Source organism: Streptomyces sp. SAI-170 (assembly GCF_049739565.1).
Lineage (GTDB): Bacteria > Actinomycetota > Actinomycetes > Streptomycetales > Streptomycetaceae > Streptomyces.
The window spans coordinates 1,193,894-1,213,832 of sequence record NZ_JBMGQD010000001.1; the positions used below are offsets into that span (position 1 = coordinate 1,193,894).

The window sequence follows — 19,939 nt, forward strand, 5'->3', positions numbered from 1 at the left end:
CCTGATGTCCCGCACTCCCACCGACGCCCATGTGCACTTCACCCTCCACCCAGAACACCACCCCGGCGTGATCGCCGCCACCAGCGGCCCGACAGCCGACGCCGCGCGCTCCCACCTGCACGACTTCGGATGGCACAGCACCAGCCCGACCACCATGGTCCTGGCCCGCATCGACCGGGAAGAGCCTTAGAGCTCGTAACACGATCATGCGACCCAGTCCCAGCAGTCGTGTCGTGGTGGACAGTGGGAGCGTGGCCCTGGATCGTGGGCGATGACCTGTGTGGGGAAGAGGGCTGGATGAGCGTGGTGTGGGCGGCGACGTCGCCGGAATCGGGACTGTTCCATCCGGTTGAGAGACGTTCAGAGATGAAGGATCTGTCAGACCGCTTCAACGACCTGCGTTCCCGTGGTCAGGGGTACGTCGAAGTTCGGTCGCCGAACCGGGAGTTCCCGGTGCTGATCCTGACCTTCCGAGATGATCACGCGGTCGTCCATCTGATGAGTGACACCGAGCGGATGTCTCTGCTCGTAGGAGACGGCACCGTGCCCTCGGGTGCCGAGGTCGAAGTCCCGATTATGGATGACCTCGCCGCGTTCACGGGCGACTTTGTCCTGGATATCGATCGGGCGTGGGACCTGGTGCACGACTTCACCCAGACGCGGGCGGCCGGCCCTCTGGGTGAGTGGTGTGAGTTGTAGCCAAGAGCTCGTGACACGGTCATGATCGGTGCTTCATCAGTCGCCTCCAGCAGATGAGGCTGCAGGCCAGGGAGACGAAGGCGTCGTGGAGTTCGGTGCGGCGTTCCCATCGGACGGTGAGTCGTTTGAAGTGGTGAAGCAGGGCGAAGGTCTGCTCGACGACGTAGCGGAGCTTGCCCATGCCCTGGATGTTCGGGGCGCCCTTGCGGGAGATGACAGGCAGGATCCGGCGCTTGCGGAGTTCGTCGCGGTTGGGGTTGGAGTCGTAGCCCTTGTCGCCGAGCAGGGCTTCGGGACGTTTGCGAGGGCGGCCGGGGCGGCCCGCCACCGGCGGGATGCCATCGACCAGGGCGAGGGTCTGGGTGACGTCGTTGACGTTCGCCGCGGTCGTGATGACCTTGAGCGGATTACCGCGGCCGTCGCAGATCAGGTGGTGCTTACTGCCCGTCTTGCGCCGGTCGACCGGCGACGGACCGGTGTCGGCACCCCCTTTTTCGCGCGGATGTGAGAACCGTCCACGCACGCCCGTGACCAGTCGAGTTCGCCGGCCGCGTTCAACTCGGAGAGCAGGATCCGGTGCAGTTGGTCGAAGACGCCGGCCTGCTGCCACCGCTCCAGGCGACGCCAGCACGTCTGCCCGGAGCCAAACCCCAGCTCCAGCGGCAGGTGTTGCCAGGCGATGTCGTTGTAGAGGACGTAGAGGATGCCCTGGAGGCAGAGCCGGTCTGCCACCGGCCGTGGACCCGGTGACCGCTCGGGCCAGGGTGGCAGCAGCGGCTCAATCAGCGCCCACAAGTCGTCGTCCACGATCCACGGCCGAGTACTCACACCATCACGAACGGCCGAATCGTCTGACCGGTCACGCCCGACCAGGGCATCTCAACAAGATCGTGTTACGAACTCGTAGGGTGAGTCTGGCCGTGGCCGGGACCGCCGTCATCGCCGTCCGGTCCGGCTCGGCGAGCCTGGGCGCGCTGGTCATGAACGTCAACCAACTGCACGAGGAGTCCCTCTACGTCCGCGACCACGCCCGGTTCCTAGACGAGGCGGCACGGCGCACCATCCCCAGCGGGGGCGACCCCGTCCCGGCACGGGTGAGGCAGATCGTCCTGGACACAGTGGGCTACCGCTACCCGGACCGGGAAGCGCCCGCCCTGGACGAGGTCTCCCTCACCCTGCCCATGGGCTCGGTCACCGCCGCGGTCGGCGAGAACGGCTCCGGCAAGAGCACCCTGATGAAGGTGCTGTCGGGACTGTTGCTGCCGCAGAGCGGGACGGTGTTATGGGGTGAGGCCGACATCGCCTCCCTGGACCGCTCCGAGGTATTCGACCGCGTCTCACTGCACCCAGGACTTCCAACGCTGGCCCGTGACAGCGGCGTTGAACATCCGGATCGGCCGGCCCGCCCGAGCGGCCGACCCCGAGCACCTGCAGCCTTCCGTGGACTACGCGGGTGCCGGACCGGTCATCGCAAAGCTTCCCGACGGGCTGCGCACCGTGCTGGCCCGGATGTTCCGCGGCGCGAGCGAACTGTCCGGCGGCGAGTGGCAGAAGATCGGCCTCGCCCGAACCCACTGGCGCAGCGCCACCTCGGATGCCGACGGCGTGCTCATCGTGGACGAGCCCACCTCCGCCCTCGACCCGGAAGCGGAGATCGCCGCCTTCGACCGCATCCGCCGACTCGCCGCCCCGAACCGAGCCGTCGTCCTGGTCACCCACCGCATGTCCGGCGTACGCCATGCCGACCGCATCTACGTCCTGCACCACGGACGGCTCGTCGAGCACGGCAGCCACGACGAACTCATGGCCGCCCAAGGCCGCTACGCCTGGATGTTCGGCGCGCAAGCCGCCCAGTACGCCCCCGCGGGCACCATCCCTCGCCCCGGTTCCCCCACCATCGCAGATCCCGCATGACCCGCTCGAAAGGCCACAGGGTGACAACTCCGGGGCTGGGCGCGGTCGCAGCCTTCTGAGGCGCCACCTCCAGGGAGCGTGATTCCGATGCGCTCCCGATGACCGGGTACGTGGAGTGTGTTGGGACCGACGCAGACGGGAGCGGCTGGGCTGGTCCTCCGCTGACGCGTGCTTCTGCATTGGCGATCTGCTGCCCGCTGCCGTCCCCGGCTTCAACCTGGCCCAACTGCCGGAGCTGCGAGCCCGGCTGTGGAACGTGATCACAACACTGGTGGAAACACAACGGCCACTCCGAGATGTGGCCCGGGACGTCGAAAGGCGGCCGGAGCGCACCTCGGTGCACTCCGGCCGCCGGAACTGCTGCGAAAGGTTCAGAGGTCGATTCCCGTAAGAACCATGACCCGCTCGTAGGTGTAGTCGTCCATCGCGAATCGGACCCCCTCGCGGCCGACGCCCGACTTCTTCACACCTCCGTACGGCATCTGGTCCGCGCGGTAGGAGGGCGCGTCACCGATGACGACACCACCCACCTCGAGCTCGCTGTGGGCGCGGAAGGCGGTCTGCATGTCATGTGTGAAGACACCGGCCTGGAGGCCGAACTTGGAGTCGTTCACCGCGGCGAATGCCTCGTCGACGCCGTCGACCTCGTGCAGCGTCAGCACAGGGCCGAAGACCTCCTCGCTGGCGAGGGTGACGCCGGAGGGCAGGTTCTCCAGAACGGTCGGGGCGTACGTGGTGCCGTCCCGCTTGCCACCGGTGAGTAGCTTGGCGCCGGCGTTCACTGCCTCCTCCACCCACGACTCCACGCGCTTGGCCGCGTCCACGCTCACCAGTGGGCCGACGTCGGTCTTGTCGTCCATGGGGTCGCCCTTGCCCTGTGCCTCGACCGCCGCGACGACCTTCGCAACGAGCCGGTCGTAGACGGAGACGTCCGCGATGACCCGCTGCACTGAGATGCAGGACTGGCCGCCCTGGTAGTTGGCGAACGTGGCGATGCGGGACGCCGCCCAGTCGAGGTCGGCCTCGGAGGACCAGTCGGAGAGGACGACGGCTGCGGCGTTGCCGCCGAGCTCGAGCGTGCAGTGCTTGGTGGGCACCGACGCCTGGATCGAGTAGCCGACCTTGTCGGAGCCGGTGAAGGAGATGACCGGCAGGCGCTCGTCCTGTACCAGAGCATCCATACGGTCGTTCGGCACCGGCAGCACGCTGAAGACGCCGGCCGGCAGATCGGTCTCGGCCAGCAGCTCACCGAGGACCAGAGCGGACAGGGGGGTCGCCGGGGCGGGCTTGAGGATGATCGGCGCCCCGACGGCGATCGCCGGGGCGACCTTGTGGGCGCACAGATTGAGCGGGAAGTTGAACGGCGCGATGCCGAGGATAGGGCCCTTGGGGAAGCGGCGGGTCAGCGCGAGTCGGCCGACGCCGCCGGCATCGGTGTCCAGGCGCTGCGTCTCGCCGCTGTTGAAGCGGCGGGCTTCCTCGGCCGCGAAGCGGAACACGGAGACGGCACGTCCGACCTCGCCGCGCGCCCACTTGATCGGCTTGCCGTTCTCGGCGGAGATCAGCCGTGCGATCTCCTCGGTGCGCTCGGCCAAGCGGCGCGAGACGTGGTCGAGCGCCGTGGCACGGACGTGCGCGGGCGTCGCCGCGAACTCGCCGCGGACGGCGTCCGCCGCGGCGACGGCCTCCTCGACCTGGGTGTCGGTGGGAATGCTCGCCGTGCCGATCAGACGGCCGTCCCAGGGAGAGGTGACGTCGATCGAGTCGTCGCCGGTCGCCTTACGGCCGACGAGCCAGAACGCGTGGTTGGTGGTCACAAGGGATTCCGGCCCTTCCGAGGTGATAGGGGTCTGCAGGGCTCCTGGCGTGCGCACACACAGGCCAGGAGACGGAGTTGAGTTGTGTTCGACGCGGAGTGAGACCGTGCGCTGGCGCGCGGCTGTGTCGTCGCCACTGAGGGTGGGCGACAGCAGGTAGGCGGCCCTGGTTTGCCCAGCCAGGGCTCTTGGCCCGAGAAGCGGCTCACTCGGAGTTGTCGGCGTGACGATGCGGGTGCGGGTGCGGGTGGGGATGCCCGTGTGGGCGCGAAACCGCTTCGCTCGATGTCAGTTCGTCCACGGTGAGTGGCGCGGAATGGTAGCGCCCCTCGTGGGCGACGACGGGTGAGCGCTTCACAGCAAGTTCCGGGTGGCGCTCCTCGAGTGCAGCGCGCTCGTCGAGAGTACGGCGCCAGTGCGCGATGTATTCCGTGTCGCCGCGGTGGGTCCCTTCCCACGACTTGGGCGCGGCGTCGGCGGCGGCTGGCAGCTTCGCCTGGCCGAGCAGGGCAGCCCCTGCGGACGGGAGGCGGCGGGTTGGTGCGCCGCAGTCGATACACGGAGGTGGGGGCGCGTCGTGGCCGCGGACCATCGCTTCGAAGCGAGTTCCGCACCCGCCGCAGGCGTAGTCGTAGATTCGCATAGTGTCAGTCCTCGGGTTCGGGGGCGGGTGAGCCCGCCCCCGAACGCGCGTCGTCAGGAGTAGTAGCCCGGCGTGGTCCTGAGCTTGGTGATCTGCTCCTCGTCGTGCCCGAAGACCACGGTGGCGTTGGTCTTCTCGGCGATGGTGCGGATCTTCTCCACGGAGGCGAACCACTTACGGCTGTCGTAGACGATGCCGGCGCCGATCGACGGGGGTCCGTAGCTCTCGGAGCGGTAGATGGCATCCGACGTGAAGATCATCGTGCCACTGTCCGGCAGGTCGACCTGCAGCGACATGGTGCCCCAGGTGTGGCCGGGGGTCTGCAGCAGGGTGACGCCGGGCAGGATCTCGGTGTCACCCTCGACCGTCTCGAAGTTCAGTCCCGCGTAGTCCTTCTTCACGTGCGCGCCGAGGTTGTAGCCGTCGAAGCCGAAGGCGCCTTCGTATTCGTCCTTGCTGCAGATGACCTTTGTGTGCGGAGCGCCGTTCCACAGGTCGGCCTGGCCGGCATGGTCGAAGTGCAGGTGCGAGAGCACGAGGTGATCGATGTCGTTGGGCTCATGGCCGAGCTGCTTGAGCCGCGAATCCAGCCATTGGTCCTCGGTGACCTCGTCGACCGGGAAGAACTCGTGCAGGCCCGTCGGCGCCCAGCGGGTCTCCCAGTCGCGGGGCACGCCGGCGTCCCAGAGGAGCTTGCCATCGGGGTGGTCGATGAACACGCAGTGCGTCGGCACGCCCACCCACTTGGCGGGCTTGTTCTTCTCGGCGCGTGATGCCATCACCTGCGAGGGGTCCAGCAGCAGCCAGGTGAGATCGGCATGCATGGTGCCGGTCGGCATGATCTGCAGCTTCATGGTGTGGGGCATGGTTGTCGTCCTCACGATCATTGGGGGGGATTGCGCGATGAGCTGCCAGGCGGCGGGGACGCCACAGCCCCGTGCTTACGCTGCTCCAACCATCATGAGCTCCTCCCGGTACGGAGGCCGGCGACGGCGCCGGTAGCGGAGTGGTCGTCGTCGAAGACGATCACTTGCCGCAGTTGGGAACCGCCGGCGAGGAGGTCCATCGCCTCGTTGATGTCGTCGAGCCGGATACGGGAAGAGATGAGCCGTTCCACGGGAAGCCGGCCCTCGCGCCACAGCTGTGCATAGATCGGGATGTCTCGCTGGGGCACGGCCGAGCCGAGGTAACTGCCCACGATCGTCCGCGCTTCCGCGGTGAGCAGGAGCGGGGAGACCGTGGCGCACGCATCCGGTCCCGGCAGACCGACCGTCACCGTGGCACCTCCGGGCGCGGTGATCGCCACCGCGGTCTCGAACGCCCGCGGATGCCCCGCGGCCTCCACGACGAGATCCGCCCGTAGTCCTTGACCCTTGGCCTGTTCCGGAGTGAGCGCCTGTGCGACACCGAAGGATTTCACCAGGTCCAGTTTGGACTCGACGGCGTCGACACCCACGACTTCGGCGCCGAGCGACAGGGCGGTGACCACCGCCGCCATGCCCACCCCACCTAGGCCGACGACGGCCACGGTCTGCCCGGGTGCGGGACGGACCGCGTTGAGCACGGCTCCGCCACCGGTGAGGACCGCGCAACCGAGCAGAGCGGCGACATCCGGCGGCACATCGTCGTCGACCGGGGTCACGGACCGCCGGTCCACGGTGGCGTGAGTGGCGAAGCCGGAGACGCCCAGGTGATGGAAGACCGGTTCGCCGTCGCGCGACAGTCGGCTCCCGCCGCTGAGAAGTGTCCCGGCGTTGTTCGCCGCGGTACCCGGAACGCACGGCATCTTTCCGTCGGTACGACACCCCGCGCACTCGCCACAGCGGGGGAGGAACGCCATCACGACCCGCTGGCCGACCCGCAGGTCGGTGACGTTCTCGCCGATTTCGACGATGCGCCCGGCGGACTCGTGTCCGAGCAGCATCGGGGTCGGCCGGCGCCTGTTGCCGTCCACCACGGACAGGTCCGAGTGGCACACGCCGGCGGCCTCGATGCGGACGAGCACCTCGTCGGGTCCTGGACCGGCCAGCTCCAGCTCGCACACCGTGATCGGCCGGCTCTCCGCGAAGGGCCGCGTGTTGTCGCACGACTCCAGCACGGCCCCTCGGATCCGGTGCGTGTGGCCGACCCGTTCCTTACCGGTGTCCGCTGCGGGGTCTGAGACCAGGGTGAGGTTCGTCGTCGCCTTCATCGTGCCGCTCCTGCCATGACCGTTTCCTGCCGCGCTGCGAGATCCGCTTCGTCGATGGCGCGCAGCGATGTTCCAGAGGTTTCCTTGTAGGCCGCGAAGATCGTTGTCGTCGACACGGCGAGTATCACGACGATGTAGATCGTGATCGGCACCGTCGAGTCGAAGTGCGACAGCAGCACGGCGGCGATGATCGGGGCGAGAGAGCCTGCGAAGATCGAGGTCACCTGGTAACAGAACGACGCCCCTGTGTACCGGACGCGGGTCGGGAACATCTCACTGAGCATCGCGCCGAGAGGGGCGTAGAGCATCGCGTGTACGCCGAGGCCGGCGACGATCGCCGCGAGGATCACCCAGAAGTTCACCGTTTCCAGGGCGAAAAAGTACCCGACGGCCCAGACCAGTCCGATCACCCCGCCGAGGAGGTAGGTGCGACGCCGTCCGATGCGGTCGGACAGGTAACCAGCCACGATCATGAAGCACGTCTGGAAGGCGTTCCCGATGAACATCAGCAGGAGCACGGTCTGGGTGGACATGTTCTTCGACACGGTGAGGTACGTGATCGTGAACGTGGCGATGAGGTAGTAGAGGGTGTTGTCGCCGAGCCGTGCGGCCATGCCGGCGAGGACCTGCTTGGGGTGTCGGCTGAGCAGTTCCTTGAGCCCGGCCTGTTCCTCCTCCCGTTCCTTCTGCCGCTCGAGCGCTTCGACGAAGAGGGGGGCATCCTCGAGGTTCTTGCGCACGTAGTAGCCGACGATGATGATCACGGCCGACAGCCAGAACGCGATGCGCCAGCCCCAGGCGAGGAACGCCTGCTCCGACATGGCGGCATTGAGAGCCAGCAGGACGATGGTGGCGAGCAGGTTCCCGAGTGGCACGGCCGCTTGAGGGAACGCGGCCCAGGTGCCGCGGCGGTGATCGGGGCTGTGCTCACTGACGAGCAGGACGGCGCCACCCCACTCGCCGCCGACGGCGAAGCCCTGGACGAACCGCAGGGTCACCAGCGCGATCGGGGCGAGGTATCCCCATGCGTCGAAGCCCGGGAGGCATCCCATGAGGAAGGTCGATACGCCCACGAGCAGGAGCGAGATCTGCAGGAGCCGCTTGCGTCCGTAGCGGTCTCCGTAGTGCCCGAAGACGAGCCCGCCGATGGGACGGGCGACGAAGCCTATGGCGTAGGTTCCGAAGGCGGCGATCACCCCGTCGAGCGGGTTGTCGGATCCGGGGAAGAACAGATCTCCGAAGACGAGGCTCGCGGCGGTGCCGTAGATGAAGAACTCGTACCACTCGGCGATGGTGCCGGCCATCGAACCGGCGATGATCTTTCTGAAGCCTGATGGGGTACTACCCCGTGAGGCGGCGTCCATGGTGGCCATCTGGCGCCCTTTCCGTCTTGCAGGCGTCGTCACCAGCGACAACGCCTTCGCAAAGCTTCCTCGGGCCACCGCTTCCTAGCTATGGAGAGTCCTCTACTCTCGTCATGTTCTACTGTGGAATTCTCTACCCCGCCCTGGGTCTCGAGGGCGATCAAGGAGGTCTGCGCATGCCCGACGATCGCGTCGATCCAAGCGTGGACACAGGCGCAGCAACCTTCCCGGCCGAGCCGGCTGTGACTGTCCGAGCCGTTGAGTCGGTGCTGGCCACCTTGGCTGGCGAGGGCGGCGTGACCACGCTCGACGCTCTACTGGCGGACGACCAGCTGCGCCACCTGTCGCCGGCGGCACGGCAAGCGGTGCGCGCTATCGGCCGTACGCTCGCCGAGGCACGGTCGCGGCAGGCTCTCCTCAATGCGATCTACGAGACGGCGCTGGAGATCACGGCAAAGCGCGACCGCAAAGCTGCGATCCGCACGATCGTGCGCAGTGCGCGCACGCTCGTCGGCTCGGACATGGCGTACCTCAGCCTCAACGACTACGAAACGGAGGAGACGTACATCCACACGACCGACGGCGTCGTCACGTCGGCCTATCGCTCGTTGCGCATGCCGTTCGGTACGGGCATTCTCGGTGCCGTCGCCGCGTCTGATGTCCCCGCCGCCACCCGCGACTACCTGGCCGACAAGACCCTGCACCACATCCCGTCCGTCGACGAGGCGGTCCGCCTTGAAGGGGTACGGGCCATCCTCGGCGCCCCGCTGCACGTCGAGGGGCGCGTCATTGGCGCGCTCCTGGTCGCCGACCGCTATACCCGCACGTACGACCACGCTGAGGTCACGACGATCAACTCCCTCGCCTCGCTGGCCGCCGTGGCCATCGAGACCGCCCAGCTGGTCGAGAGCCTCAACCGTTCACTGGACCAAGCAAGACGAGCCGAGGCCGAGAGCCAGCGGCACGTCACCGACCTGCAGCGACTTGAGAAAGCAGACGCGTCGCTGGTCTCTGCGCTCTCATCGATGGAGGGCTTGGGACGCATCGAGGCGGAGCTCAGGGCGATTCTCGGCATCGATGTGCAGATCGTGACTGCCGACGTTCTTCGCGCCGCGAAAACGATCGCGGGTCACGACGCCAAGCGCCTGAGCGAGCTGGCACAGGAGTCCCGCCGCACGGGGGAACCCGCGACCGGTGACTCGCGTCCCAGCAACCACAAAGAGAGCCCGGCCACGGAGGCCGAGGAAACGACCGTGATGGCCGCGGCTGTGGGCGACAGGGTGCTTGGCGCGATCTGCACGACCGGTCCCGTCAGCGCGCTCGACGGCCTCATCTTGCAACGGGCCGGCACGACCCTCACGGCCCAGTTGTTGTTCGAGCAAGCCATCGCTGAGGCCGACACACGCGAGCAGTCGGAACTCGTGGACCTCATGCTGGCCGAGAGCGTGACCGACCGTCCCACCCCCGCTCTACGGCGCAAGCTCGCCGAATACGGTCTCCACAGCGACGCGTCTCTGGCAGTCGTGGTCGTCGACTCGCAGGAGCCGGAGACCTGCCATGGGATCGTGGCTCGCATCGTTCAGGGCTCAACCGACAGCGCCGGGCTCGTCGCCTCGCATCGCGGGCACGTATGCGCTGTGCTGACCTGCGAGGCCCCACTGCAGGTAGGCGCAGAAATCGCGGCCGAGTTGGAGCGCAAGAACGTAAGAGCCACCGTCGGTTGCGCAGGACCGGGACGTGGGTTCGCGTCAGTCCGTGGAACGCATGAGAAGGCGCACCGGCTCGCGCGGGCACTGCGGATTCTCGGCCGCGAGGGCGAGGCAGTCACGGAGTCGACACTGGGCAGCGTAGGACTCGTACTCGGGGGGAAGGACGCGGCGCTGCACCAAGCCATCGTCGAGGACCTCCTCGGCCCGGCCCTCGCGTACGACACCGAGCACAGCACCTCTCTGGTGCCCACCGCCTTGGCCTACCTGGATGCGAACCGCAGCGTCGCCTTCACCGCATCGCAGCTGCACGTCCACGAGAACACCGTGCGGCAGCGTCTGGACAAGCTCGACCGCCTCCTGGGCGTCGAGTGGCGTGACGGCACTCGCGTACTCGACGTGCACCTCGCGTTGCGCCTCTGGCAGTTCTCGCAGTTCTGAGCTGTTTGGTGTCCCAGGCGCGGCACGTCCTGCGTTGGTCATGGCTGCTCCGTTACGGCGCTCCTGTGGGCCTCCGCCGGACCTTGCTCGGTCGCTGGACACTCCCGCCATCCCTGGCGGTGCTCGGAGAATCGGCACATGATGGGCCTGGGGGAGGGACAGATCAGCGCCAAACCTGGTGGTTGCCTGCCGGAGCCGGACATCGCCGGGTACCAGGGCTCAAGATCGGACGGGTCGACGATGGTGGTCCCCGAGAATGCCACGCCCCAAGGTTCGGACATGCTGTTCGACGTGGCGCAGATGGGCCTGGCGGTACTTGACGCGCACGGTGTGGTCACCGGCTGGAGCTCGGCCGCGGAGCAGCTGGTCGGATACCCGGAACACGAGATCTTGAACCGGCCCGCCATAACGCTGCTGGCGACACGTGAGGACGGAGCGGCACTGGCAGATCAGTGCCGCACACAGGACGCATGGGACGGTGCCGTGACCGTGCGGCACCGCGATGGGCGGCCGCTGACACTGACCGTGCGGGTCTTCCCACTGCGTGATCCGGCCGGGACCGGACGCTGGGCCGTGCTGGCTCGGCATGCCCAGGCCCCGGGCATGGACCTGAGCCGGCTGATGCTCGAGCCGCTGCTCACGTACGCACCCGTCGGGGTCGTCGTGCTGGATACGGACCTGCGATACGTCTGGGTGAACGACTACCTGACGTACGACGGTGCGCTGCCGCGTGAGCGACGGTTGGGACGGCGGATGGAGGATGTTCTGCCGATCGAGCATGCCAAGCTCGTTCAGGTGCCGTTGCGCCGGACGCTGGAAACAGGTGTTCCAGTGCTCAATTTCGAATTCCTCGCGACTACCCCCGTGGACCTGGACCGGCAGCACGCGTGGTGGATCAGCTGCTTCCGGCTGGAGGACTCAGCGGGTCGGGTCCTGGGCGTGTGGTACATGGCCGTGGACAACACCGAGCGCTGGCGCGACCGGGAGCGTCTGGCCCTGCTGAGCGAGGCCAGCGCGCATATCGGCAGCACGCTGGATGTCGTGCGGACTGCAGAGGAGCTCGCCGAGGTCTCGGTGCCGCGCTTCGCCGATGTCGTCGCGGTCGACCTGCTGGAGTCGGTTCTGCGGGGAGAGGAACGCCTTCCGGGCCCAGTCGGCGGCCGCCCGCTTCTACGCCGCGCGGCTCAACAGTCGATACATGCCGGGTGCCCGGAGACGACCGCGGGGGTCGGGGACGTGATCCATCGCGTGCCCGCTTCGCCTTCAGGCCGCTGTCTCAGCGACGGCGTGCCAGTGGTGGAATCGCTCGCCGACGTCTCCGCCAGTGCCTGGATCGCCGAGGATCCGAACCGGGCGGACAAGGTTCGCGCCTTCGGCATCCATTCGGTTCTGGTCGCGCCGGTGCAGGCGCGAGGCGTCCGACTCGGCATCGCCACATTCGCACGTTCACAGCGCCCGGACCCGTTCGACCAGGAGGATGTCAGCCTGGTCGAGGAACTACTGGCCCGGGCCGGCGTGTGCGTGGACAACGCGCGTCGTTTCACACGTGAGCGGACGGCGGCCCTGACATTGCAGCACAGCCTGCTGCCGCGGGGGTTGGCTGCTGGCACTTCGCTGGATGTGGCCTCGCGGTACTTCCCAGCGGATGCCCCGAACTCGGTGGGCGGCGACTGGTTCGACGTCATACCGCTGTCCGGAGCGCGTGCTGCACTCGTTGTGGGCGACGTCGTCGGCCGTGGGATGAACGCCGCCGCCACCATGGGCCGACTGCGCGCGGCCGTCCGTACCCTGGCCGATCTGGACCTGCCCCCGGACGAACTCCTGGCCCACCTGGACGACCTGGTCATCAGCCTCGTCGAGCAGGAGGACAGCGATCAGTCGGCCGAGGCCGAGCAGGAAGAAGTGGCCCCCTCGGTGCTGGGGGCCACCTGCCTGTACGCCGTCTACGACCCGGTCACCCGACGATGCACCATGGCCCGGGCCGGCCATTTGCCGCCGGCGATCGTGCGGGCCGACGGCACGGTTACCTTTCCTGACCTGCCGGCCGGACCACCGCTCGGCCTCGGCATCCTGCCGTTCGAATCCACAGAGCTGGAACTGCCTGACGGCGCCCTGCTCGCCGTATTCACCAACGGCCTCGTCCAGGCCGGTGACCGGGACATCGATGTGGCGCTGACCCACCTTGCCGATGCCCTGTCCCGCCCCGCCCCGACGCTGGAGAACGTCTGCGACAACGTCATCGGCACCATGCTGACCGGTCCTCCCCGCGACGATGCTGCCCTGCTCTTGGCCCGCACCCATGGTTTGGACGCGCGTCAGGTCGCCTCCTGGGACCTGGCCCGCGATCCGGTGGTCGTCGCGGGAGCCCGCGACGACGCGGCCCGCAAGCTCGCCGAATGGGGTCTGCAGGAGCTTCAGTTCACCACCGAAATGGTGGTCAGCGAACTGGTCACCAACGCCATCCGCTACGGCCGCGACCCCATCCGGCTTCGGCTGATCCGGCAGCGGAACGACTTGATCTGCGAGGTGGCGGACGGCAGTAGTACGTCGCCCCGCCTGCGCCACGCCCGCACCACAGACGAGGGCGGGCGTGGACTCTTCCTCGTTGCGCAACTCAGCCGGCGCTGGGGAACCCGCTACACCACCACAGGCAAGATCATCTGGGCAGAGCAGAGCAATCCCGACACGAGTACCGACCCGATTCCCGAGTCCACGTAGTTCGCGTCGGTGACTCGGGCACTGCCGTACGCCCACACCAGTTGGGCAGCACGGTTACTCCGGCCTCAGCGAGACCTAAGGTTTCGCCCCGACGCCGATTCGTGCCAGGTGATCGCGGATGATTCGGTTCACGTCGTGCGGATGTTCCAGCCAGCACAGGTGGCCGGCCCCGGGCAGTGTCACAAGCCGGGCGTGCGGGAGGCGCTGAGAAAAGGCAGCGAGATTCTCGAAGGGCACGACTCGGTCTGCGGTGCCGTGGATACAGGTGACCGGCTGGTGGGGTCCCGCGTCCGGCAGTCCGCGCTGGAGGAAGTCCTCGCATGCCGAGGACTGTGCGTCCCATGCTTGGCGAGCCGTGGGGGAACTCAGTCGGGAGGCCAGAAGGGTGGCGTACTCCTTGTTGTGCGCCTCGGTCCAGCCTGGGGCGAAGGAGTGCGGCATCGTCTGCCGCGCGAATTCCTCAGCAGACAGACGTGCGTGGTCGCGCCACAGCGTGGTCGTCTGGCTGGGCACGGGGAACGCACCGGGACCGCCGGGCGAGCTAGCGATCACGACCAACGAGCCCACGAGCTCAGGGTGGGCCTGGGCCAGCCACAAGGATATGTACCCGCCCATGGAGGTCCCCACCACGTGTGTCCTGTCGGAGCCGACTGCGCGCAGCACGGCCGCAGCGTCGTCAGCCATGACCTCGACCGAATAAGGACCGGGAGGCGCGTCGGAGGCCCCGGTGCCGCGGTTGTGGAGCATCACCAGTCGATGATCGAGGGCGAGGTCAGCGCGTTGGGGAGCAAAACTCCAGGGGCCGTACCCGAGCCCGGGCACGAGGAGAAGGGTGCCGGCCGCGGTTCCAACGGGCTCGAGGATCTCAGCCGCGATCGTGGCCCCATCGGGAGCTGTCGCGTACAGCAGTTCGGCGCCGCCGTCCTTCATTAAGTGTCCTCCTTGAGTCGTGATCGAGGAGGAGGCTCACGTGCAGCCGTTCCATGAGCGTTACAGTCACGAGCCGATTTGTCTCATGCGGGGATGGTGGCCAGATCTCAAGCCGGGTCGGCGATCCGCGGCGATCACCTCCAGTAACCCGAATCAGCCGAGGTCGCCGCGTGAGTGGAGGACTCGGAGAGCAAGGTGGATCTCCAGTCGGCGCGGAGAGCTGTCCCAGCCTTCGCCGAGCAGGGCCGTGATTCGTTCGAGTCGTTGGCGAACGGTGTTGCGGTGAACGTGCAGAAGTTGGGAGGTGCTGGTGACGTTGCCGTCGGTCTCAAGGTAGTGGAACGCCGTGAGAGCCAGGCAAGTGCCCCTTTGGACGTCGTATTCGACCAGTGGACTGATGACGGCCGTGAGGCCGCGTGGGAGGTGCCCTCGACGGTCGAGATCGAGGAGTGCTCCAAGCATGCCCAGCTCAGACCCATCGACAATCCCTTGGCGTTCCTGGGCGATGAGCGAGCCGAGCGCCAGTTCGGCGCATCGGTGCGCATCCGCGACCTCGCGAACGTCGGTGTACGGGCCGCCGAATCCAGCCCGCAAAGGCCAGTTGTGACTCTCATGGATGCGTCTCAAGGTCACGCGCCAGCTGGGGTCAGAGGTGAGAAGGCAGACGTGGTCGCTGTGAACGATCGCCGTGCCTCGCATGCCGGCCGTCCTGATTGCTTGGAGGCGGCGCCGGGACTCGGGTGCTGGGGTGTCGATAACGACCGTGTACAGCCCGTCGGCGGGCCGCAGTCCCCAGTGCTGCATCCGGCGTTCGAGGCGTTCACGTGGGGCGTTCCGTCCCTCCAAGAGGTCGTCGAGCATCTCCGATTGAAGCCGTCGGTCGGTGTCCTCTTGGGTCCGCGCGAAGAGCATGGCGAGAGTGACATGGACTGCGACTCGTTCGAGGAGGGCCACATCGTGGTCCGACAGAGCTACCGGCGCTACGAGGGAGCCGAGCTGCTCTGACGCGGCAGTGACGGCAACGGTTGTCACCGCAGGTAGAGGGGTTGTGTCCCGGCCGGTCGGTGAGGGGGCTTCGGAGGTAGTTGCGATGACGGCGTCATCGGGGTCGACCAGTTGCAGCTCACAGCCGAGGACGGAGCGGCCGACCTGAAGGATGCGGCGAACATCGGGCGCCACCATGACCGCCTCCATGAGCCGACGGTCGAGCTCGAGCACGCCCGTGATCAGGGAAAGCTCTTCGGCGCTGCGTCGCTGTTGGCGCACCATGTCCTCGGCGAGACGCTCAGCGGCCTGGAATCGCATCGAATTGTCGAGCGCCACTGCGGCGTGCGTGCTGATCGAATCGACGATGTCTACTTCTTCCGCGCTGAAGCGTCGCGGTCGGCGCTCCGCGACGACCAGTGCCCCGATCACGCGACCGACGACGGTGAGGGGAACGCCCATGATGGCGCGCACTCCTTCCGCGCGAACGATTGCGTCGACCTGGGGTAGGTGCGTGAACGTTTTGTCGGTGAGGTAGTCGCTTGTTTGGTACGGAGCCAGTCCTGTGGCGACTTGGCCCAGAACGCCAGTGCCAAGAGGCATGCGAATGGTGCGGTACGCGGCGGTCGCGACACCGTCCGCTTGCCGGATGTAAGTCTCGCCGCGGTCCGCGTCGTTGAGGCTCACGTACGCCATGTCCGAGCCCACGATCGTGCGCGTGCGGCGGACGATGGCTTGAAGCACCGCCTCGACGTCTCGTAGGCCGGTCAGATCGGCAGCAGTGTCGAGCAGCACCCGCAGCAGATCCTCGCGCGAGCGAGGAGACATGGACACCATGCACATAACTCTCCCATGAGTATGTGCTGCTGCCCATGGCTGTGGTTCTCTCACCGCTCATAGCGTCACGGTCGTCGCTCAGGAGGCATGCGGGGTTCCGCTCCCTTGTGCGGGCAAATCCAGTGATTCGACGTCATGTGCGACGTCCGCCCGCTGCCCGGGCGGAAGGGAGAGTAAATGAACCAGAGGACCCGTGCTGAAGACGCGCTCTTCGCACTGCGCGGGGTGTCGGTGCGCTTCGGCGGCATCCAGGCGCTCACCGGCGCGGCGTTGGAGATCCGGCCGCACGAGGTGCTCGGGGTGATCGGTCCCAATGGCGCAGGGAAGACCACGCTGTTCAACGTCGTCTGCGGCTTCGTCACGCCCGACAGCGGCGAGCTGTTCTGGCAGGGCCGGCCGGTGAGCCGCCAGCGGCCCAGCGAGCTGGCCGGCAAGGGGATCGCCCGTACCCTGCAGGGCCTGGGCCTCTTCGAGCAGATGTCGGTGCTGGAAAACGTCATGGTCGGCGCCGACTGCCACGGCAGGGCCGGCTTCTGGACCAGCCTCCTCGGCGTTCGGCGGGCATTCCGCGACGACCTAGCGCTGGCCGACCGGGCCCATAGCGTGCTGGCCGAGCTCGGCATCGACACATACGCCCACCGGCTGCCCGGCAGCCTTCCCTACCCGGTCCGCAAGCGGGTCGCGTTGGCCCGGGCGCTGGTCTCGGAGCCGCAACTGCTGCTCCTCGACGAGCCCGCCAGCGGGCTCTCCAACGACGAGATGGCGGAGCTCGGCGAGCTGATCCGCAGCCTCACCGACCGGATGGCCGTGATGTTCGTGGAGCACCACATGGACCTGGTGATGTCGGTCTGCGACCGGATCACCGTGCTCGACTTCGGCAAGGTCATCGCCCACGGCAGCCCTGACGAGGTCAAGCACGACCCCGCCGTGCTGGCCGCCTACCTCGGCAACGAGGTCGGCCAGCACGCGGAAGCATGAGGAGGGCACATGTTCGAAGTTCGACACCTGACGGCACGCTACGGGCCCGTCACCGCGCTCGACGGGGTGACCTTCACCGCCCCCGAGGGCAAGGTCACCGCCGTGCTGGGAGCCAACGGCGCCGGCAAGACCACCCTGCTGCGCACCGTCTCCGGCCTGGTCAGGCCGGTCTCCGGAACCGTCACCCTGGCCGGCACCGATCTCACCGGCCGCATGGCCGAGGAGATGACCGGACTGGGCATGTCGCACGTGCCCGAGGGGCGTGGCGTCATCGCCGAACTCACCGTCGAGGAGAACCTCCGGTTGGGCGGTCTGCACCGGGCCGAAGGCAGCAAGGCAGTGCCGCTGGAGCGGGTCTACGAGCTCTTCCCGGTGCTTGGCGAACGCCGTGGCGGGGTCGCACACGTACTCTCCGGCGGCGAGCGCCAGATGCTGGTCATCGGGCGCGCACTCATGGCCGCCCCCCGTCTGCTCCTGCTCGACGAGCCGTCCCTTGGCCTCGCCCCCCGCGTGGTGGCGCAGATCTTCGAGCTCCTGCGCGGCCTGGTCGACGCCGAGGGCCTCACCGTACTGCTGGTCGAGCAGAACGCTCGCAGCGCGCTCTCCATCGCCGACCTCGGAGTCGTGCTCAACCTCGGCAGCGTGGTCGCGACCGACACGGCGGAGGCGCTGGCCGCCGACGAGCAGCTGCGCCACGCCTACCTGGGCTTCTAGAAAGGGAACACTCGTGCAGCAGTTCGTCGCCACCGCGCTCGGCGGCCTCACCCTGGGCGCCGTGTACGCCGCGTTCGCTCTGGCCCTGTGTCTGATCTGGCGCTCCACCCGGATCGTGAACTTCGCGCAGGCGCCGATGGCCATGCTGACCACTTACATCGCGCTCACCCTGGTCGACAGCGGGCAGTCGTACTGGCTCGCCTTCGGAGCCGCCCTGCTGGCCGGCCTGCTGATGGGAGGCATCTTCGAGCGGTTGATCATCCGCCCGGTCGAGGGCAAGCCCGACCTCAACTCCGTCATTCTCACCCTCGGCCTCTTCATCGTGCTGCACAGTCTGGCGGCACTGATCTTCGGTTCCCGCTATCGCTCGTTCCCAGCGGCCTTCGGGGTCAGCGGCCTGGATGTCGGCGGGATGAGTATCCCCATCACGGGCTTCGGAGTTTTCACCATTTTCGCGGTGGCGGTCACGATGGTGCTGCTCACGCTGCTGTTCAAGAAGACCGACATCGGTCTGCGCATGCGGGCCTCGGCCTTCAGCCCGGAAGTTGCCCGGCTGCTCGGTGTTCGCGTGGGCCGAATGCTCACCCTGGGCTGGGCGCTCGCCGCGTTGGTCGGCAGCCTTTCGGGCGTGCTGATCGCGGGCGGCAGCCTGGTCCACCCCGGCTACATGGACTCCGTGGTCGTCTTCGGGTTCGTCGCCGCGGTGCTGGGCGGCCTCGACAGCCCGACCGGCTCCGTGGTCGGCGGTCTCATCCTCGGCCTCTCCCTGTCCTTCGTCAGCGGGTACGTCGCCGCCGAGCTGGTGCCGCTGACTGGTCTGCTGATCCTCCTGGCTGTGCTTCTAGTCAAGCCCGGTGGACTGTTCGCCCACGCCACAGCCCGGCGAGTCTGAGAGGAGACGACATGTCCTCGCTGAAACCCTTCGCCAAGGGGCCGCTGGCCGTTCCGCTGGTGCGCCACCTGCTACTTGCCCTTATTGGCCTGGGGGCGGTGCTTGTGCTGATCTCGGTGCTCAGCCCCTTCCGTAACATCCAGCTGACGCAGATGGGCTACCTCGCCATCGCTGCAGGCGGCATGACGGTCCTGACCGGCTTCACCGGCCAGCTCTCCCTCGGTCATGGTGCGTTCATGGCGGTCGGCGCCTACACCACAGCGCTCATGCTGGGTGCCGACGACCCGCTCCCGTTCCTGGTGGCGCTGCTCGGCGGCACGGCGGTGGCCCTGGTGGCCGGTGCCGCCGTCGGAGTGGCGGCTGCCCGGCTGCACGGCCCCTACGTCGCCGGGGCGACGCTTGCACTGGCGGTTGCCCTGCCGGCGCTGGCCCTCTTCTTCGAGGATCTCGGTGGCGAGCAGGGTCTCCCCGTGAGAGCGCCCGACGCCCCCGACTGGATCCTGGACGCGGTGTACTTCGTCACCGGGGTCGACCTCAGCAACTCCCAGTTCATGGCGCTGCTGACCTGGGCCTGCCTACTGCTCGTCTATGTGCTCCTGGCCAACCTCGCCCGCACCCGGGTGGGGCGCCGGTGGCGGGCCGTGCGCGACGACGACGTGGCCGCTGAGCTGACCGGCATCAAGCTGGGGCCGGCCCGGGTCAGCGCCTTCATGGTGAGCACCGCTTGCGCCGGTCTCGCCGGCTCGTTGATGGCGCTCTCCACCCGGCTCGCCGCCCCCAGCGGCTTCACCCTCAACCTCTCCCTGCTGCTGCTTTGCGCGATTGTCCTGGGCGGGCTGGGCACCCTCAGCGGCGCCCTGGTGGGCTCAGCGTTGATCACCTTTCTGCCCCAGGTGGTGACGCAATGGGGAGCCGAGGCCGGTCTCGACGACATCCGCGCCGCAGAGCTGGCCCCACTCGTCTATGGCCTCACGGTGATGGCCGTGATCCTGCTGGCCCCCGCTGGGCTGATCGGGAGCCTCCGCAACCTGTGGCTACGGCGACGGGGTGCCGCCTGAGGCCCCACCCACTCGTCGCGGCGGATGCGCCGCGGCGCACCCCCGAGGAAAGA

At 67.8% G+C, this 19,939-nt stretch carries 16 protein-coding genes and 1 pseudogene; 9 read left to right on the forward strand and 8 right to left on the reverse strand.

The window, feature by feature from the left end; genetic code table 11:
* Positions 1-4: 4 nt before the first annotated feature.
* Both RKD23_RS05535 and RKD23_RS05540 read left to right on the forward strand, forming a co-directional pair.
* On the forward strand, positions 5-190 hold the full coding sequence (locus RKD23_RS05535; protein ID WP_424852600.1) for a hypothetical protein: 186 nt from the start codon (positions 5-7) through the stop codon (positions 188-190).
* A 107-nt stretch (positions 191-297) separates the two neighbouring features.
* Positions 298-699, forward strand: coding sequence for a hypothetical protein (locus RKD23_RS05540; protein ID WP_424852601.1), 402 nt, complete (start codon positions 298-300; stop codon positions 697-699).
* A gap of 19 nt (positions 700-718) precedes the next feature.
* On the opposite strand, the gene RKD23_RS05545 is transcribed toward RKD23_RS05540, so the two are convergent.
* Positions 719-1,509, reverse strand: a protein-coding gene (locus RKD23_RS05545) for an IS5 family transposase (protein ID WP_424858167.1) whose coding sequence is annotated in 2 segments (ribosomal slippage) — positions 719-1,194 and positions 1,194-1,509 — 792 coding nt in all. Because the reading frame shifts where the segments join, the coding sequence is not laid out codon by codon here.
* A 95-nt stretch (positions 1,510-1,604) separates the two neighbouring features.
* Here RKD23_RS05545 and RKD23_RS05550 point away from each other — a divergent pair.
* Positions 1,605-2,613, forward strand: a pseudogene (locus RKD23_RS05550) (ATP-binding cassette domain-containing protein); the annotation flags it as partial.
* Positions 2,614-2,984: 371 nt separating this feature from the next.
* On the opposite strand, the gene RKD23_RS05555 reads toward RKD23_RS05550, so the two are convergent.
* The 5 genes from RKD23_RS05555 to RKD23_RS05575 form a co-directional block, all read right to left on the reverse strand.
* Positions 2,985-4,430, reverse strand: a complete 1,446-nt coding sequence (locus tag RKD23_RS05555) for an aldehyde dehydrogenase family protein (protein ID WP_424852602.1) — start codon at positions 4,428-4,430, stop codon at positions 2,985-2,987.
* 205 nt (positions 4,431-4,635) lie between these two features.
* Positions 4,636-5,073 carry an FmdB family zinc ribbon protein gene (locus tag RKD23_RS05560; protein ID WP_424852603.1) on the reverse strand — a complete coding sequence of 146 codons (438 nt, stop codon included), beginning with the start codon at positions 5,071-5,073 and terminating at the stop codon, positions 4,636-4,638.
* Positions 5,074-5,126: 53 nt separating this feature from the next.
* Complete coding sequence (locus tag RKD23_RS05565; RefSeq protein WP_424852604.1) at positions 5,127-5,939, reverse strand: N-acyl homoserine lactonase family protein; 813 nt, start codon at positions 5,937-5,939, stop codon at positions 5,127-5,129.
* A 92-nt stretch (positions 5,940-6,031) separates the two neighbouring features.
* Positions 6,032-7,264, reverse strand: coding sequence for an alcohol dehydrogenase catalytic domain-containing protein (locus tag RKD23_RS05570; RefSeq protein ID WP_424852605.1), 1,233 nt, complete (start codon positions 7,262-7,264; stop codon positions 6,032-6,034).
* Positions 7,261-8,637 (reverse strand): MFS transporter, encoded by a 1,377-nt coding sequence (locus RKD23_RS05575; protein ID WP_424852606.1) that lies wholly within the window; start codon positions 8,635-8,637, stop codon positions 7,261-7,263. The genes RKD23_RS05570 and RKD23_RS05575 overlap by 4 nt, the downstream gene beginning before the upstream one ends.
* Positions 8,638-8,804: 167 nt before the next feature.
* On the opposite strand from RKD23_RS05575, the gene RKD23_RS05580 reads away from it, so the two are divergent.
* Positions 8,805-10,775 (forward strand): helix-turn-helix domain-containing protein, encoded by a 1,971-nt coding sequence (locus RKD23_RS05580; protein WP_424852607.1) that lies wholly within the window; start codon positions 8,805-8,807, stop codon positions 10,773-10,775.
* 138 nt (positions 10,776-10,913) lie between these two features.
* Positions 10,914-13,493: a SpoIIE family protein phosphatase gene (locus RKD23_RS05585; RefSeq protein WP_424852608.1), complete on the forward strand. Its 2,580-nt coding sequence runs from the start codon at positions 10,914-10,916 to the stop codon at positions 13,491-13,493.
* 75 nt (positions 13,494-13,568) lie between these two features.
* Here RKD23_RS05585 and RKD23_RS05590 read toward each other — a convergent pair whose 3' ends face one another.
* Positions 13,569-14,423: an alpha/beta fold hydrolase gene (locus RKD23_RS05590; protein ID WP_424852609.1), complete on the reverse strand. Its 855-nt coding sequence runs from the start codon at positions 14,421-14,423 to the stop codon at positions 13,569-13,571.
* Between the two features lie 153 nt (positions 14,424-14,576).
* Positions 14,577-16,244, reverse strand: coding sequence for a helix-turn-helix domain-containing protein (locus RKD23_RS05595; protein WP_424852610.1), 1,668 nt, complete (start codon positions 16,242-16,244; stop codon positions 14,577-14,579).
* 177 nt (positions 16,245-16,421) lie between these two features.
* Here RKD23_RS05595 and RKD23_RS05600 point away from each other — a divergent pair, with 177 nt between their 5' ends.
* The 4 genes from RKD23_RS05600 to RKD23_RS05615 are packed head-to-tail and all read left to right on the forward strand — an operon-like array spanning position 16,422 to position 19,886.
* Positions 16,422-17,222 carry an ABC transporter ATP-binding protein gene (locus RKD23_RS05600; protein ID WP_424852611.1) on the forward strand — a complete coding sequence of 267 codons (801 nt, stop codon included), beginning with the start codon at positions 16,422-16,424 and terminating at the stop codon, positions 17,220-17,222.
* Between the two features lie 9 nt (positions 17,223-17,231).
* Positions 17,232-17,936, forward strand: coding sequence for an ABC transporter ATP-binding protein (locus tag RKD23_RS05605; RefSeq protein ID WP_424852612.1), 705 nt, complete (start codon positions 17,232-17,234; stop codon positions 17,934-17,936).
* 13 nt (positions 17,937-17,949) lie between these two features.
* Complete coding sequence (locus RKD23_RS05610; protein ID WP_424852613.1) at positions 17,950-18,828, forward strand: branched-chain amino acid ABC transporter permease; 879 nt, start codon at positions 17,950-17,952, stop codon at positions 18,826-18,828.
* 11 nt (positions 18,829-18,839) lie between these two features.
* Positions 18,840-19,886 carry a branched-chain amino acid ABC transporter permease gene (locus tag RKD23_RS05615; protein ID WP_424852614.1) on the forward strand — a complete coding sequence of 349 codons (1,047 nt, stop codon included), beginning with the start codon at positions 18,840-18,842 and terminating at the stop codon, positions 19,884-19,886.
* The last annotated feature ends 53 nt before the right edge of the window (positions 19,887-19,939 follow it).

What these genes read in the sequence shown, in the direction of transcription:
- RKD23_RS05600 (WP_424852611.1), top strand. Translation starts at nt 16,422, where the DNA reads ATGAACCAGAGGACCCGTGCTGAAGACGCGCTCTTCGCACTGCGCGGG.
- RKD23_RS05605 (WP_424852612.1), top strand. Translation starts at nt 17,232, where the DNA reads ATGTTCGAAGTTCGACACCTGACGGCACGCTACGGGCCCGTCACCGCG.
- RKD23_RS05565 (WP_424852604.1), bottom strand. Translation starts at nt 5,939, where the DNA reads ATGCCCCACACCATGAAGCTGCAGATCATGCCGACCGGCACCATGCAT.
- RKD23_RS05585 (WP_424852608.1), top strand. Translation starts at nt 10,914, where the DNA reads ATGATGGGCCTGGGGGAGGGACAGATCAGCGCCAAACCTGGTGGTTGC.
- RKD23_RS05615 (WP_424852614.1), top strand. Translation starts at nt 18,840, where the DNA reads ATGTCCTCGCTGAAACCCTTCGCCAAGGGGCCGCTGGCCGTTCCGCTG.
- RKD23_RS05570 (WP_424852605.1), bottom strand. Translation starts at nt 7,264, where the DNA reads ATGAAGGCGACGACGAACCTCACCCTGGTCTCAGACCCCGCAGCGGAC.
- RKD23_RS05590 (WP_424852609.1), bottom strand. Translation starts at nt 14,423, where the DNA reads ATGAAGGACGGCGGCGCCGAACTGCTGTACGCGACAGCTCCCGATGGG.
- RKD23_RS05580 (WP_424852607.1), top strand. Translation starts at nt 8,805, where the DNA reads ATGCCCGACGATCGCGTCGATCCAAGCGTGGACACAGGCGCAGCAACC.
- RKD23_RS05595 (WP_424852610.1), bottom strand. Translation starts at nt 16,244, where the DNA reads ATGGTGTCCATGTCTCCTCGCTCGCGCGAGGATCTGCTGCGGGTGCTG.
- RKD23_RS05540 (WP_424852601.1), top strand. Translation starts at nt 298, where the DNA reads ATGAGCGTGGTGTGGGCGGCGACGTCGCCGGAATCGGGACTGTTCCAT.
- RKD23_RS05575 (WP_424852606.1), bottom strand. Translation starts at nt 8,637, where the DNA reads ATGGCCACCATGGACGCCGCCTCACGGGGTAGTACCCCATCAGGCTTC.
- RKD23_RS05535 (WP_424852600.1), top strand. Translation starts at nt 5, where the DNA reads ATGTCCCGCACTCCCACCGACGCCCATGTGCACTTCACCCTCCACCCA.
- RKD23_RS05560 (WP_424852603.1), bottom strand. Translation starts at nt 5,073, where the DNA reads ATGCGAATCTACGACTACGCCTGCGGCGGGTGCGGAACTCGCTTCGAA.